Raw genomic sequence first — 15,556 nt, forward strand, 5'->3', positions numbered from 1 at the left:
ATTACTTTAATTCAGGCAACTCGCGTATTGTTCCGACAACTGAGTTATAAATTTCATATAGCTGTCCTTATCCAATACGATGCGACCTCCTAACGGGTCTAACGTGCCCATACGCACTCCCGTATTCTTCGCCACCGCATTGATCACGGTCGGCCTGAATTGCGGTTCAGCAAAAATGCAGGCGGCCTTCTGCTCAACCAATTGTGTTCGTATATGATGTAATTTTTTCGCGCCGGGCTGTATTTCAGGGTTAATCGTAAAATGCCCTAACGGGGTCAAACCATAATGTTGTTCGAAATAGCCATAGGCGTCGTGAAAAACAAAATACCCCCTACCGTGCGCCAGCTTAAGAATATTAGCAATATTTTTGTCAGTTTGCGCAAGATGAACGTTGAATTTACGTAGGTTTACGTCCAGTGCCGCTTTTTTCTGCGGATAACGCGCTAATAATTGGTCATGGATCCCCTGAGCAGCCTGTTTTGCTATTTCTGGCGACAACCAAATGTGCATATTATATTCACCATGAGAATGATGTTCATGGTCCTCTTCCTGGTTATCATGATTCGACGCCTGTAAATCTTCATCATTCTTTAGCAATAGTGGTTTAATCGCCGGCAATTGCGCTAATACCAGCTGTTTATCTTGTGGCACTTTGGTTAACGGTTTAGACAAAAAAATTTCCATATCAGGGCCAACCCACACAAATAAATCTGCCTGATTAATCTTCTTAAGATCAGACGGTTTCAATGCATAATCATGAGGTGAAGCGCCATCAGGCAACAATACCTGCGTATCAGTAACACCCTCAGTTATTGCCGCAGCAATAAAACCCAACGGACGAATTGATGTCACAACATCAGCATTAGCCGATTGTATTGTTCCTGACATAAAAACAGTGGCAATTGCAGCTTTGCAGAAAAATTTCTGCGTCAGTTTATATGATTTGTGCAACATAATGTAAATATCTCGTGGACAGAAGCAAGAATTGTTATATTATAACATCTCAATGTTCACGCAAGATATATTTAGCATGTTGACACTCATCACTTTAAAAAATGTTGCGGTTACCTTCGGCAACCGTCAGGTATTAAACAATATTTCTCTCAGCTTGCAACAAGGGAATATCCTGACGTTGCTGGGTCCCAATGGTGCCGGTAAGTCAACATTAGTCCGTGTTGTTTTGGGACTTATTGAGCCATCATCCGGCACGATTGAGCATACCGATGGACTGAGAATCGGCTATGTTCCACAGAAGTTGCATCTTGATCCTACCCTGCCACTGACAGTCAAACGCTTTATGATGCTGAAACCCGGCGTAAAATCCGCCGATATATTGCCGACGCTTGAACGGGTTAACGCGGCTCACCTCTTGCAGCAACCGATGCAAAAATTATCCGGCGGAGAAAACCAACGGGTTTTATTAGCCAGAGCGCTATTAAATCAACCCCAATTGCTGGTGCTTGATGAACCGACACAAGGCGTTGATGTTAATGGTCAGTTAGCGCTCTATGATTTAATTAATCAAATCAGAACCGAATTGCATTGTGCCGTATTGATGGTCTCCCATGATTTGCACCTGGTGATGGCGAAAACAGACGAAGTTTTATGCCTTAATCAACATATTTGCTGTTCCGGTACACCGGAAGTTGTTTCAACTCACCCTGAATTTATCGCTATGTTTGGTCATCATGGTGCCGAACAATTGGCGGTATATCGGCATCAACATAATCACCATCATGATCTGAAAGGGAAAATTATCTTGAAAAATAACAGGGAATGCCATTGATGATTGAATTATTACTCCCCGGTTGGTTGGCCGGCATATTATTGGCGATGGCTGCCGGGCCATTAGGATCATTTGTTGTCTGGCGCAGAATGTCCTATTTTGGCGATACTCTGGCTCATGCTTCATTATTGGGCGTTGCTTTCGGATTATTACTAAATATCAGCCCTTTTTACGCAGTTATCGCGGTCACGTTGATATTGGCAATCATGCTGGTCTGGCTGGAGAAACGCCCGCAACTGGCAATTGATACTTTATTGGGGATCATGGCTCACAGCGCATTATCATTAGGCTTGGTGGTTGTCAGTTTACTGTCCAATGTGCGGGTTGATTTAATGGCTTACTTGTTTGGTGACTTACTGTCAGTGACTTATGAAGATATCTGGCTGATTGCAATCGGTGTCGCTATTGTTACCACACTGCTGTTCTGGCAATGGAACGCCCTGCTTTCTATGACAGTCAGCCAAGAAATGGCTTTTGTGGATGGCATTAAAACACAGCGGTTGAGAGTGCTGTTAATGCTGGTAACAGCCTTGACAATTGGCCTGGCAATGAAGTTTGTCGGCGCTCTGATTATCACTTCTTTGCTGATTATTCCCGCTGCCACGGCTCGCCATTTTGCCCGCACACCGGAGCAAATGGCCGGTATTGCTATTGTAGTTGGTATGCTCGCTGTCACCGGCGGATTAGCTTTTTCCGCCTTTTACGACACACCCGCCGGGCCTTCTGTTGTTCTGTGCGCGGCGGTGCTATTTATTATTAGCCTGCTCAGTAAGGCAAGAAGCTGATCCACTGAGTTGTAAGCTCAATTACCAATGAGGAAAACACGGGATAAGGTTCCCTTGAAGGAGCCCCATCCCGATTAGCTCAGGCTGTAAACTGATTGCGCCTAATCCCTGACCATACCAAAATGGCGATAAGCATGATCGGTGGCGATTCGTCCACGGGAAGTCCGTTGAACAAAACCTTGCTGGATCAGAAAGGGCTCCAGCACATCCTCAATCGTTTCCCTCTCCTCGCCAATGGCAGCGGCAAGATTATCCACTCCCACAGGACCGCCCATAAATTTATCAATAATGGCAATCAATAACTTACGATCCAAATAATCAAAACCGGCAGAATCCACACTCAGCATATCCAGCGCTCTGACCGCAACATCACCATCAATCGCGCCATTCCCTTTCACCTGAGCAAAATCCCGCACCCGACGCAGTAAACGGTTGGTAATACGCGGCGTTCCACGGGACCGCATGGCAATCTGCCGCGCACCATCGGCGGTAATATCTACCCCCATATAACGGGCACTGCGGGAGACAATACTTTGCAAATCATCCACGTTATAAAATTCAAGGCGCTGCACAATCCCGAAACGATCACGCAATGGAGACGTCAGAGAACCTGCACGCGTGGTTGCGCCAATCAGGGTAAAAGGCGGCAAATCAATTTTGATCGAGCGGGCGGCTGGCCCCTCTCCAATCATAATATCCAGCTGATAGTCTTCCATTGCCGGATAGAGAATTTCTTCCACCACTGGCGATAAACGGTGAATTTCGTCGATAAACAAGACATCGTGCGGTTCAAGATTTGTCAGCATTGCCGCTAAATCCCCCGCTTTTTCCAAAACCGGGCCAGACGTTGTGCGAAGATTTACCCCCATCTCATTGGCAACAATATTCGCCAGGGTTGTTTTCCCCAACCCAGGCGGGCCAAAAATCAGCAGATGGTCAAGGGCATCACCACGCTGCCTGGCAGCCTGAATAAAAATCTCCATCTGCTCACAGACTTGCGGCTGCCCGACATACTCAGACAGCAATTTGGGTCTGATTGCACGGTCAATGGCTTCATCGTCTTGCAAAACTTCTGCGGAAACCAGACGGTCAGCTTCAATCATGGTATACCCCTGCGATTAAAGCGCGGCGCGAAGTGCTTCGCGGATAAGTGTTTCACAATCAGCCCCCGGTTTAGCGACTTTACTGATCATTCGGCTGGCCTCCTGCGGCTTATAACCCAGAGAGACTAACGCGGCGGCGGCTTCCGCTTCGATATCCGCATCAGACGTTGTCTGTTTAGCGGTTGTCGGCAGATTAATATCGTTGCTCTGATTGAACAGATCGCCATTAAGCCCTTTAAAGCGATCTTTCATTTCAACCACCAGCCGTTCGGCGGTTTTTTTACCCACACCCGGCAATTTAACCAGAGAAGCAATCGCCTCTTTCTCAATCGCAGAAACAAATTGTTGCGCAGACATACCCGAAAGAATAGCCAGCGCCAGTTTAGGGCCAACGCCATTCACTTTAATCAGTTCACGGAACAGCGCCCGCTCTTGCTTATCATTAAAACCATAAAGTAATTGCGCATCTTCACGCACCACAAAGTGAGTAAACAGAACAGTTTCCTGTCCGGTATCAGGCAATTCATAAAAACAGGTCATTGGCATATGAACTTCATAACCCACGCCATTCGTTTCCAGTAAAACCAATGGCGGTTGTTTTTCCAGCACAATTCCTCTGAGACGCCCTATCACTTGTTTACCCCCTGCAAATAAAACTGATGTTCTAAATAAAACTGATTGTTCTGCTAATGCTTATAACATAAAAAAAGCTGGATGCATATCCAGCCGTTATTTTAAACGTCCACGCGCCAGAATTAATCTGGGATCACCGACACGCAAAAGATTCTGATTAAAGTGGCAGTGGGTTATCGCAATTGCCAACGCATCTGCCGCATCGGATTGCGGATTAGCAGACAATTTCAGCATAGAACGCACCATATGCTGAACCTGACTTTTTTCAGCCGCCCCGGTGCCGACAACAGTCTGTTTAACCTGCCGGGCGGCATATTCAAAAACCGGTACAGATTGATTTACCGCAGCCAGAATAGCAACGCCACGCGCTTGCCCTAATTTCAGCGCTGAATCCGGGTTTTTTGCCATAAATACCTGCTCAATAGCAAAAGCATCCGGTTGGAATTGCGTAATAATTTCAAGGATCCCGGCATAAATGCGCTGTAACCGGTTAGGCAGATCATCAACTTTTGTCCGGATGCAACCACTGCCAAGATAAATCAAATGGCGCCCCTGCTGGCGGATCACACCATAGCCGGTAACGCGGGAACCTGGGTCGATACCTAAGATAATCGCCATATCTGTTTATTCGCCTTTACGATCATCTTTAATAAGGGGGGATAAAAACGTTAGAGAAAGTGCTCTGAACCCCCAGTGCACTTTCTCTACGCGGTACAACCCGATTGAAATTACAGCAAAGCGGCAACTTCATCAGAGATTTCACCGTTATGGTAAACCTCTTGTACGTCGTCTGAATCTTCCAGCATATCGATCAGACGCAGTAACTTAGGTGCAGTTTCCGCATCCAACTCAGCTTTAGTGGAAGGGATCATCGAAATTTCTGCTGATTCAGCAACAAAACCGGCGGCGTTCAACGCGTCTTTCACGTCACCCAACGTTTCTGGTGAGGTGTAAACATCAATAGCGCCATCATCATAGGTTTCCACATCATCAGCCCCTGCTTCCAGCGCCGCTTCCATAACCGCATCTTCATCCAATCCCGGCGCATAAGAAATGACGCCTTTTTTGGTGAACAGATAAGCAACGGAGCCATCCGTACCCAGATTACCGCCAGTTTTCGTGAAAGCATGGCGAACATCAGAAACCGTACGGTTACGGTTATCACTCAGACACTCAACCATCACTGCGGTACCTCCCGGACCATAACCTTCATAAATGATGGTTTCCATGTTGTCAGCATCATCGTTGCCGACACCACGGGCGATAGCCCGGTTCAAGGTATCGCGGGTCATGTTGTTGGACAGCGCTTTATCAACCGCCGCCCGCAGACGTGGGTTAGCTGCCGGATCACCACCACCGAGACGGGCAGCTGTTACCAACTCCCGAATAATTTTGGTAAAAATTTTACCGCGTTTCGCATCCTGTGCAGCTTTGCGATGCTTGGTATTGGCCCATTTGCTATGACCTGCCATAAGGTTCTCCGATAACACATCTAATTAACTTAATTAATCACAAATTCTTCAATTGCCTGCCGATTGCTCCATGACTTGGTGAGCTTTGCCGCTTTATCCGCCTCCAGCCACTGGTAAGCCTGGTGTTCAGTCAACAAGAACTCTCGCTCTTCAGGCAATGCCAGACAGAACCAGTACTCTTTATTACGAGTGACTCCCGGCGCATAACGATGACGCAAGTGGGTAAAAATCTCATAATAAAGCGAGCGCCGGCAATCTATCAGTTCAAGATTTTCACCGATAATATCAATACCGACTTCTTCTTGCACTTCACGCAATGCTGTCTCACGCGGCGTTTCGTCCCCGTCAAGGCTACCCGTCACAGATTGCCAGAAATCAGGATCGTCCCGCCGCTGTAGCATCAGCACCCGTCCGCTGGAAAACGCATAAATAACAACCAGAACAGATTCAGGGCGCTTATAAGCCATTATTCACTCTCTTTCCGGGCCACAACCGAAATTGACAGATCTTCAAGCGCGGCCAGATTTGCATAACTTGGCGCCTCGGTCATCAGACAAGCGGCCGCGGTGGTTTTAGGGAACGCGATAACATCACGAATATTGTCAGTCCCTGTCAGCAACATCACCAGACGGTCAAGACCGAATGCCAGACCTGCATGGGGTGGCGTCCCAAACTTTAGCGCATCCAGCAAGAAACCAAATTTTTCCTGCTGTTCCTGCTCATTAATGCCCAAAATACGGAACACCGCTTGTTGCATGTCGTTACGGTGAATACGCACTGAACCACCGCCCACTTCATAGCCATTAATCACCATATCGTAAGCATTGGCAATGGCTGAAAGCGGATTTTGCGCCAACTCTTCCGCTGACATCTCACGCGGGGAAGTAAACGGATGGTGCATTGCACTCAGGCCGCCTTCATCATCATCGTCGAACATTGGGAAATCGATAACCCACAGTGGTTGCCAGCTATCCCGTTGCGTCAGGTTCAAATCGCGGCCTAATTTCAGACGCAGTGCTCCCAAGGCATCAGTGACCACTTTTATACTGCCGGCACCGAAGAACAGAATATCGCCATCCTGCGCACCGGTACGGGAAAGCAGACCTTCAATCACGTCTGCATTCAGGAACTTAGCCACCGGGCTTTGTACCCCTTCCAGACCCGCGCCACGATCATTGACTTTTATCCACGCCAGCCCTTTGGCACCATAAATCCCAACAAATTTGCCATATTCATCAATTTGTTTACGGCTCAGTTCAGCCCCACCCGGAACGCGGATAACCGCTACGCGGCCTTTACTGTCATTCGCCGGTTCAGCAAAAACGCTGAACTCCACATTTTTGACCAGATCAGCAACATCGACCAATTCCAGTGGGTTACGCAAATCAGGTTTATCAGAACCGAAACGACGCATGGCTTCAGCAAACGTCATGACCGGGAAATGCCCGAGATCAACACCTTTAATTTCCAGCCACAATTCACGGATCATCGTTTCCATCATTCCCCTTACCTGCTCGGCAGTCATAAAGGATGTTTCCACGTCGATCTGAGTAAATTCGGGTTGACGGTCTGCACGTAAATCTTCATCACGGAAGCATTTAACAATCTGATAATAACGATCAAAACCAGACATCATCAGCAATTGCTTAAACAACTGTGGGGACTGAGGCAGTGCATAAAATTTGCCTTTATGAACACGACTCGGCACTAAATAATCACGCGCACCTTCCGGTGTCGCTTTCGTCAGCATCGGCGTTTCAATATCCAGAAAATCCTCACCATCCATAAAACGGCGGACAAAACTGGTAATTTTAGCGCGGGTTTTCAGGCGATTTGCCATTTCAGGACGGCGCAGATCAATATAGCGATATTTCAGACGCTGCTCTTCACTGTTCGTCTGATTGCTATCCAAAGGCAGAGGCTCGGAGCGGTTGATAATATTCACGCTTTCCGCAAAAACCTCAATTTCACCGGTCGCCATATCTTTATTGATTTGACTGTCAGGACGCGCGCGTACAATACCGGTAATTTGAATACAGAATTCATTACGCAGCTCAGAAGCCAGAGAAAACGCGGCTTGCTGATCCGGGTCGAAAAATACCTGAACGATACCTTCACAATCCCGCATATCAATAAAAATCAGGCCACCCAGATCACGGCGGCGGTTTACCCAACCACAAAGAGTCACTTTCTGGCCTTCATGGGTCAGATTCAACTGCCCACAATAATCAGTACGCATACAATATCCTTTTACTCGGCTGTTGTGCTTTTGCTGCGGAAATTTTGGCATCGTTTTTGAACTTTTTTGAACATGAAAAAATTCAGAACGGTCAAAAAAGGCCGCCATTATAATAGAAATTCTGCTCAGAGATAAGGGCAGGCAATATCTTGGATTATACAATTGCCTTGATATCTGATAATCAGACAATTTATTTTCAATTCCTGTTTTTTATAGCGACAGTTTTATTTTTGAGGTTTATCATAACCTAATTGGCCAATTTCGGTTAGGCAATGGGGTTAAAAATGGTTAGCTCGCTTTATGTTGTGTTGGGCGCACTATTATTGATTAAGCTGTCTTTTGATGTGGTTAAATTAAGAACGCAATATCGGGTTTCATATGGAGATGGGGGTTTTTACGAATTACAAACCGCTATCCGTATTCACGGCAATGCTGTGGAATATATTCCCATCTCAATGTTATTACTGGTGATGATGGAGATGAACGGCTCAAATGTCTGGATGATACATGTCTGTGGTTTGATCCTGCTCACCGGCAGGTTGTTACATTATTATGGCCTGCATCACCGTGAGTTCCGCTGGCGGCGTTCAGGCATGGTAGCAACCTATCTCTCCATGGTATTGATGGTGATTGCCAATATTTACTACCTGCCTTGGGAACAGATACTTTCTCTCTATGTCTGATATTGCCACCACTGAAATAAACAGGCAGCAAGTTCTGCTGCCTCTATCTCGCCCGGTTATCTCGGCCAGTTCCTGATTTAAGATCTGAGATGCCATACACCACCACCTCACTCTTTTATATAAGCAAACAACAGGTCATTTAAAGGTGCTTTTCAATGTATCTTCGCTTTTTATTCACCACTTTTAAATCAGAGAAAATTGGTTCAAGGTCAAGCTTTACATCTGTTAGAATGCCACCTTCTATTTTTTCTAATAATCAATGCTGTTATGTCAAATCAAGATCCTCACAATCAAAGGGATAGCCTGTTTGCCGCTCCCATTGCCAATTTGGGTGACTGGCGTTTCGATGAACGGGTTGCAGAAGTTTTCCCTGATATGATCCAACGCTCTGTGCCAGGTTATTCAAATATTGTTTCCATGATTGGTATGCTGGCCAGTCGTTTCGTGACATCAAACAGCCAAATTTATGACCTGGGTTGTTCCCTTGGCGCATCAACCCTGGCAATACGCCGCAATATTACAGCGGAAAATTGCCAGATCATCGCGGTTGATAATTCTCCGGCTATGGTAGAACGCTGTCGTCGCCATATTGATGCTTTCCGGGCGCACACACCGGTTGACGTTATTGAAGCCGATATTCTCAATATTGATATTCAGAATGCCTCAATGGTCGTGCTGAATTTCACCTTACAATTTCTCAATCCGCAAGATCGACAAGGGTTACTTAACCGAATTTATCAGGGATTACGTCCGGGCGGTGTGTTAGTTTTATCAGAGAAATTCAACTTTGCAGATCAACAGATTGGTGAGTTGCTGTTTAATATGCACCATGATTTTAAGCGTGCTAACGGCTACAGCGAACTGGAAATCAGCCAGAAACGCAGCATGCTTGAAAATGTGATGCTGACTGATTCCGTCGAAACACATCAATCCCGCCTTCATCAATCTGGTTTTGAACATGTTGAAGTCTGGTTTCAGTGTTTCAATTTCGGCTCATTACTGGCGATAAAAGGAGCTGATGAATGATCGATTTCGGTAATTTTTATCAGCTTATCGCCAGGAACAACCTCCAACACTGGCTTCATTGTCTTCCGGCCCAACTGGATGAATGGCAAAAAGCCGCCCTGCATGGCAGTTTTAAATCGTGGGTCAAAACCCTGGAAAACCTGCCCGAGATTTCGCCGACCAAATTAGATCTGAAAAAGGGTGTGATCGCAGAACGTGATCCACCGCTATCCGCCGGCGAAAAAGTCTGTATTAACAATATATTGCGGGTATTTATGCCATGGCGTAAAGGACCATTTTCGCTTTATGATGTGAATATCGATACTGAATGGCGTTCAGATTGTAAATGGGATCGGGTACTGCCCCATATTTCTTCCTTAGCGGGTCGGACAATTCTTGATGTTGGCTGTGGCAGCGGCTATCACCTGTGGCGGATGGTCGGTGAAGGAGCTGAACTTGCGGTTGGTATCGATCCGACTCAGCTTTTTCTCTGCCAGTTTGAAGCGGTCAGAAAGTTGCTTGGCAGCGATCAACGCGCTCATCTTTTACCTCTGGGAATCGAAAAATTACCAGCACTGGCCGCTTTTGATACGGTTTTTTCGATGGGTGTCCTCTATCACCGTCGTTCCCCCCTCGACCATCTTTGGCAGTTAAAAAACCAACTGGTGTCCGATGGCGAATTGGTATTGGAAAGTTTGGTTGTTGAAGGTGATGAACACAGCTGCCTAATCCCTGGCGAACGCTATGCCCAGATGCGTAATGTTTATTTCATCCCATCAGCGAAAATGCTGAAAGTCTGGCTGGAAAAGTGCGGTTTTGTTGATGTGAGGATTGTCGATCATGCCGTAACAACCACGGAAGAACAGCGCCGGACAGACTGGATGAAAACAGAATCGTTATCTGATTTTCTCGATCCTGAGGATAGCGGTAAAACCATTGAGGGTTATCCTGCCCCGCTACGTGCGGTACTGATTGCCCGTAAGCCCTAATCATTTGAAATCTGGCCCAACAACAGGGCCAGTTCGAGATTTGCTTAACAACAGAATTTACTCAAACAAGGTCAGACTCAGCATCCCTTTCATGACCTCTACCACACCACCATCAACGCAGTAATGTGAAAACTCATCCACTTCATTGTCGGCACTCATTGTCACCCCCGCTTTGCGGTAGGTCATGGTGGAAGGCATCACCCGGCTGGCAGAACTGTGAACTTCCGTTAGCCCTATATCCATAAATTTATGAATATTACTCAGACGAACACCCGCGCCCGCCATAATAATTGGCCCCTGACTGGCCTGATGAAGCTCTTTCAACAAGGGTAATCCCAATTCAGCATTCTGTTGCTGACCAGAAGTCAATATGCGCTTTACACCAAGCTGAGTCAGTTGGCCCAATGCCACGTTAGGATTAAAACACATATCAAATGCGCGGTGAAAAGTGACGGCCATATCACCAGACAACACCATCAATTGCTGCATCCGCGGCAAATCAATATGTCCTTCTTCATCCAACACACCAAAAACGACGCCCATAAACCCCATATCACGGATCTGGGCAACATCATTTTTCATCACCTCAAAATCTGAATGGCTGTAGCAAAAATCACCGCCTCTTGGACGTACAATTGGATGTACAGGAATAGTTAATTGCTCAATAGCCTGCTTCAATGTACCAAAACTCGGTGTTAATCCTCCTTCCGTCGGACTGGCACACAACTCTATCCGGTCAGCCCCAGCCTGTTGTGCGATTAATGCGCAACCTACGCTAAAACAACAAATTTCTAACTTTGTCATCAGAAATTCCTTGAACACCCAGTCAATAACGAGCAATTAATGAACCTAAACGATTCAGTAACTCAACTCACTAACTATGACATTTAATTATTCCCAATGATTTGTAGGAAATCACAAGGTCAGAATTTTTATCTGGATCACAGGGCTAGAAAAGTTAATTTTGCCGACTAGTGCTCACTTTTAACAATGTCACGCAATGTAAATGGGTGACATTTGACTGTGATCTCACCATCAGTGATTGCTAAGGTAGGATTAGGCAGCCGCTCCTGCTCCCCTTTGGGCTGGCTCTCTTTGACAGAAAAACCGGCCGGCAAAGGCTGCGGTAATAATGCCCTTGCTTCTGCCAACAACATTTCCGGTGCCACGGGCAGCACCAGCTCCACATGCTCCCATCCCTGATGTAAGTAAGTTTTCTTACCAGGATAGGGCAATTCTACACAATCGATTTGCCAGTTAAGCACCGTTATTGGGTGTTCTAAATCAAACAAGCAGATTGGACGCCCATTAATCATACTTTCCGACATCAGACTTCCACACTGTAAAAAACCTTTACGCCAGCGTTCCGCTACAGAGATATCGTGACAACGTAAGGAGATATGATCGGCTTGATATTGTTCAACATTCAAATTAAGCCGCTGCCTGAACCGTACCAATTTTTGCTCAAATATTGCCAGATCAGCCACTAAATCCTGTAATTCAGCGATATTTTGTAATGCAACAACAGAAGAAAAATGTGTCATATCATCCCGGTTAACATGCAATAAATAGGTATCTCCTCCAGACCTGAACGCCGAGGAGCCTCCGCCGTTTCAAGCCTCAGATAATACTCTCGGTTTGTAACAATTGAAATCAGGTGCTGTGCTTTGAGGATATATATGTATTTGGTGGCAGTTATCGCTTGCTATATAAAAGCAAAATAAAAAACGTTCTGTTTAACTATCCCCTTTGAACGTTATCGCCAGAACTACCTGACCGATGAGGAGTTTCGAGCTTTCCAAAATATGCAGCTAAAAGATCCCGTAGCAGGGAACGTTATCCAACATACAGATGGGGGTTACGTAAAGTGCGTTTTGCTGATTCCCGAAGGAAAAAGGGAAAACGGAGTGGTATTCAGGTAATTTACTATTGGTGGGTATCTGAATTGCAATTTATACTTTTCACTATCTACGATAAAGATGAAATGTCAGATTTAACTAAAGAGCAACGCGAATCTTTACGTCACATGCTGGAAATGAGAAAAAAGGGGGACATAAATGAACCGTGATCTGTTTGCCGAACTCAATGAAAGAATGAAAGCTTAGCAGGAGGCTAATGAACATAGAATTATGAGAGGCATAAGGTATAGCGCTATTTTGGAATCTTATTTATCTGCATCAAGCTCATATTCAAGATAGTCTTTTGAAATATACTCTGCCGATACATACGGTTTTGTGTATTTCGGTGCGACACCGTCCACTATTATCCACGGCCCCTTTCCGGCAGATGAAAAGGGAAAAAGCCAGTTAAAAAAGGTATCGCCTAATGCCCAGTAAATAAAAGACAGCAATAACAATAACAACGAGACCTTTAATATTTTCATACTGAGAGTTCCTTTCCATCGCATTTCATATTTATCATGGTCAGTTTCCTTCGATCCCGACAACATTATCTGTATAGGGAGTTAAAACCAACATGCCTCATTCATTCTATTTTATGTGAATAAACATAAACAGGTGGCTATTCCAGTGACACTACTTTATGTAACGGGTATCTACCATTTGAGTATCAGTTTCAATGTGTCCATCGGGGTATTCAACCCATTCACCTTTCCCGTCAGTCACCATGATCTTCGGCATTTTGGTTTCATCCAGTTTAGGCTTAAAGGTGATTTTCCATTCCGCTCCTGGAGTTAATTTCAGCCTAAAAGGGTATGAATCGACTACACCCTGTAAGAAAATTCTGTTTGGGAGCCCCTCAACCACTTTCAAAACAGGGTAAATAGCTGGGCTGAAATCTATCGTATTCAATGCACGAGTCTCAGAGGCTTCAGAATAATTTGCTCGTGCTGCATCATTGATAAATGCGGTTAAACCTGTCCCCACATACGGTACGGCATTTTTCATCAAATGGCTGACATCGGTATAACTTACTAATACAAAGGCCCGATTGATTTTCCATTTGCACCATCCTCCACCAGAGGAAGGTAATTTCGCCTGAAAATAACCCGTTTGTGGATCGGCTTTTATATCCAGTCGGAGCTTATTATAGGTCGGCACTTTATGAGGCGACATACCCGCATCAAGCTCATATTCAAGACAATCTTTTGAAATATATTCTGCCGATACATACGGTTTTGTGTATTTCGGTGCGACACCGTCCACTATTATCCACGGCCCCTTTCCGGCAGATGAAAAGGGAAAAAGCCAGTTAAAAAAGGTATCGCCTAATGCCCAGTAAATAAAATATGAAAATAACAATAACAGTGTGATTTTTACTATTTTCATACTGACAGTTCCTTTCCATCGCAGTAATGTTGTAAGGCCAGTGTTCCTTTCTCTTCCTGCTGGCTCACGGTCAGTGATGTTATTAACTGTTTGTCCATATCCAGAAAATAGAGGTTGCGGTAGTAAATATTATCAGGAATAAGCATCTTATCATGATCCATTTTTGCCTTAAATTGACGCTGACTGTCCTGATAGACCGTAATCTTATCCGGTTCGCATAACTCTCTGAGCCGCTTATCAATATAACCGGCATATTTATACGAACTATGATTAAGAAAGCCTCATATACAGGATCTTAAGAATTAAGTCGTTCAAAACACGCATCCAATGTTTTGTTTTTAGACGACTTTCTTTGCGGTGTTTTGAATGCATTCTGGGATAAATAGGCTTTGGCTTTTTCCAGCCAAAAACACGTTTCCGACCATGCCCTTTGGAGGAGATTTTCTATTATGGGTTTTAACCAGATCTCCGTATTTTGGGCCGCTTTAAGCAGTGAAACCGCTGGGAATAATCGCCTTGCCAGCGAGCGTCTGAGCAACAACGCTAATAAGCTCAGCCAGATAAGCCCCGTGACCAACGTTTCTTTTCGTGTCGTAAACCGGTGCCAGTTCGTGTGTGATTTGAGTTCTTTAAACAACAGTTCTATTTGCCAGCGGCAACGATAAATATCCATGATGTCATTGGCTGTAAATTCCTCGACTGATAAGTTAGTCAGCCAGAGACAGAAACGTTTTTCTTCAGCAAACCAACGGCGGATCAGGCGAAACTCATAGCCATTACGCCGACAAATCAGCTCCAACACCTCAGAACGATTCGTTCTGCGTGTCACGGATTTCAGGGGCTTATCGGACAGCTTCGATAAGATTTTTCCCTGACCATTGCGTGCCCTGATTATTTGGGGATTAAGCGATTTACCGCCCCGCACAATAAACGAACCGCCTGAGCGTGAGAGTTGTTCAAAATACTCAAAATCGACATAACCGGCATCCGCTAATAATAATTGGTCATGCAATGTTGCCGGAATAGGCAGGTGAGTCCGCTCAGAGGCGGTATCTGCAGTAACAGCCATTTTCACGGGAGACTGGGTTAATAATGACAAGGTCATGTGACATTCCACTGCCGCTGCGGTTGCCTGAAATCGACAAGGAAAAACATCAGCCAGTGCCGAATGGACTTTAAATGAACTGCCATCCTGTAAAATAACATTTTGAAATTTGGCGAGTTTTTTGGGCAGGACGAGGTGCTTTTCAGCCCATTGTGCCATGGCAAACCTGACCAATATTTTGACAAATTCAACAAAAGCCGCTTTCCGTAGCTGATTATAAAAAGGACGGTAGCTAACGTGTTGTTTTTCATCGGGGCACAGGCCATTAAATTTTTGGTGTAGCTGAGCTATAGACGTCACTTTCCCCGAACTGAGCGCTGTGATAAGACTGAGAATAAGCGTATGAGGCTCGATATTTCTCACGCGCTGAATAAACCCGCAGCGAAGCGCCATTTTTTGCAAAGAAACGTCACTGAAGAATTGCATTAATTGGTGTTTTATAGCGATAATCGTCACAGGCTTCATCCGT

General features: G+C 45.3%; 17 protein-coding genes and 1 pseudogene. 5 read left to right on the forward strand and 13 right to left on the reverse strand.

Features of this window, described 5'->3' with window-relative positions; genetic code table 11:
- Nucleotides 1–6: 6 nt before the first annotated feature.
- Entirely contained in the window at nucleotides 7–954 is a 948-nt protein-coding gene (znuA, locus tag ACUN2T_RS13880; protein ID WP_445493602.1) for a zinc ABC transporter substrate-binding protein ZnuA, read from the reverse strand.
- Between the two features lie 76 nt (nucleotides 955–1,030).
- Between znuA and znuC the strand changes: the two genes are divergently transcribed.
- Both znuC and znuB read left to right on the forward strand, forming a co-directional pair.
- The gene (gene znuC / locus ACUN2T_RS13885; RefSeq protein ID WP_445493604.1) at nucleotides 1,031–1,786 is read left to right on the forward strand and encodes a zinc ABC transporter ATP-binding protein ZnuC; all 756 of its coding nucleotides are present in this window, start codon (nucleotides 1,031–1,033) and stop codon (nucleotides 1,784–1,786) included.
- Nucleotides 1,786–2,571 (forward strand): zinc ABC transporter permease subunit ZnuB, encoded by a 786-nt coding sequence (gene znuB, locus ACUN2T_RS13890; protein WP_445493605.1) that lies wholly within the window; start codon nucleotides 1,786–1,788, stop codon nucleotides 2,569–2,571. The genes znuC and znuB overlap by 1 nt, the downstream gene beginning before the upstream one ends.
- A 101-nt stretch (nucleotides 2,572–2,672) precedes the next feature.
- Here the strand turns inward: znuB and ruvB are convergent, their stop codons facing one another.
- From ruvB to aspS, 6 genes are all read right to left on the reverse strand, one after another.
- The gene (gene ruvB / locus ACUN2T_RS13895; RefSeq protein WP_445493606.1) at nucleotides 2,673–3,674 is read right to left on the reverse strand and encodes a Holliday junction branch migration DNA helicase RuvB; all 1,002 of its coding nucleotides are present in this window, start codon (nucleotides 3,672–3,674) and stop codon (nucleotides 2,673–2,675) included.
- A gap of 15 nt (nucleotides 3,675–3,689) precedes the next feature.
- Nucleotides 3,690–4,307: a Holliday junction branch migration protein RuvA gene (ruvA, locus tag ACUN2T_RS13900; RefSeq protein ID WP_445493607.1), complete on the reverse strand. Its 618-nt coding sequence runs from the start codon at nucleotides 4,305–4,307 to the stop codon at nucleotides 3,690–3,692.
- A 96-nt stretch (nucleotides 4,308–4,403) separates the two neighbouring features.
- Nucleotides 4,404–4,925, reverse strand: a complete 522-nt coding sequence (gene ruvC, locus ACUN2T_RS13905; RefSeq protein ID WP_133813151.1) for a crossover junction endodeoxyribonuclease RuvC — start codon at nucleotides 4,923–4,925, stop codon at nucleotides 4,404–4,406.
- Nucleotides 4,926–5,035: 110 nt separating this feature from the next.
- Nucleotides 5,036–5,779 (reverse strand): YebC/PmpR family DNA-binding transcriptional regulator, encoded by a 744-nt coding sequence (locus ACUN2T_RS13910; RefSeq protein ID WP_445493608.1) that lies wholly within the window; start codon nucleotides 5,777–5,779, stop codon nucleotides 5,036–5,038.
- 29 nt (nucleotides 5,780–5,808) lie between these two features.
- On the reverse strand, nucleotides 5,809–6,246 hold the full coding sequence (gene nudB / locus ACUN2T_RS13915) for a dihydroneopterin triphosphate diphosphatase (RefSeq protein WP_445493609.1): 438 nt from the start codon (nucleotides 6,244–6,246) through the stop codon (nucleotides 5,809–5,811).
- Entirely contained in the window at nucleotides 6,246–8,018 is a 1,773-nt protein-coding gene (aspS, locus tag ACUN2T_RS13920; RefSeq protein WP_445493610.1) for an aspartate--tRNA ligase, read from the reverse strand. Before aspS ends, nudB begins: the two co-directional genes overlap by 1 nt.
- 284 nt (nucleotides 8,019–8,302) lie before the next feature.
- Between aspS and ACUN2T_RS13925 the strand changes: the two genes are divergently transcribed.
- From ACUN2T_RS13925 to cmoB, 3 genes are all read left to right on the forward strand, one after another.
- A complete protein-coding gene (locus ACUN2T_RS13925) occupies nucleotides 8,303–8,701 on the forward strand; it encodes an MAPEG family protein (RefSeq protein WP_445493611.1) in 399 nt (132 codons plus the stop codon).
- Nucleotides 8,702–8,968: 267 nt separating this feature from the next.
- Nucleotides 8,969–9,727, forward strand: a complete 759-nt coding sequence (gene cmoA, locus ACUN2T_RS13930) for a carboxy-S-adenosyl-L-methionine synthase CmoA (RefSeq protein ID WP_445493612.1) — start codon at nucleotides 8,969–8,971, stop codon at nucleotides 9,725–9,727.
- Entirely contained in the window at nucleotides 9,724–10,695 is a 972-nt protein-coding gene (gene cmoB / locus ACUN2T_RS13935) for a tRNA 5-methoxyuridine(34)/uridine 5-oxyacetic acid(34) synthase CmoB (RefSeq protein WP_445493613.1), read from the forward strand. Before cmoA ends, cmoB begins: the two co-directional genes overlap by 4 nt.
- A 57-nt stretch (nucleotides 10,696–10,752) precedes the next feature.
- On the opposite strand, the gene cutC is transcribed toward cmoB, so the two are convergent.
- The 6 genes and pseudogenes from cutC to ACUN2T_RS13965 all read right to left on the reverse strand — a co-directional run bounded on the left by cutC (nucleotide 10,753) and on the right by ACUN2T_RS13965 (nucleotide 15,543).
- A complete protein-coding gene (cutC, locus tag ACUN2T_RS13940) occupies nucleotides 10,753–11,499 on the reverse strand; it encodes a copper homeostasis protein CutC (protein ID WP_445493614.1) in 747 nt (248 codons plus the stop codon).
- A gap of 167 nt (nucleotides 11,500–11,666) precedes the next feature.
- Entirely contained in the window at nucleotides 11,667–12,239 is a 573-nt protein-coding gene (locus ACUN2T_RS13945) for a VOC family protein (protein ID WP_445493615.1), read from the reverse strand.
- A gap of 629 nt (nucleotides 12,240–12,868) precedes the next feature.
- Nucleotides 12,869–13,078 (reverse strand): annotated as a pseudogene (locus ACUN2T_RS13950) (hypothetical protein); the annotation flags it as partial.
- Between the two features lie 151 nt (nucleotides 13,079–13,229).
- Nucleotides 13,230–13,982, reverse strand: a complete 753-nt coding sequence (locus tag ACUN2T_RS13955) for a hypothetical protein (RefSeq protein ID WP_445493616.1) — start codon at nucleotides 13,980–13,982, stop codon at nucleotides 13,230–13,232.
- Nucleotides 13,979–14,128: a hypothetical protein gene (locus ACUN2T_RS13960; RefSeq protein ID WP_445493617.1), complete on the reverse strand. Its 150-nt coding sequence runs from the start codon at nucleotides 14,126–14,128 to the stop codon at nucleotides 13,979–13,981. The genes ACUN2T_RS13955 and ACUN2T_RS13960 overlap by 4 nt, the downstream gene beginning before the upstream one ends.
- 149 nt (nucleotides 14,129–14,277) lie before the next feature.
- On the reverse strand, nucleotides 14,278–15,543 hold the full coding sequence (locus ACUN2T_RS13965) for an IS4 family transposase (RefSeq protein WP_445497818.1): 1,266 nt from the start codon (nucleotides 15,541–15,543) through the stop codon (nucleotides 14,278–14,280).
- Nucleotides 15,544–15,556 lie beyond the last annotated feature (13 nt).

Source organism: Photorhabdus machadonis (assembly GCF_052657765.1).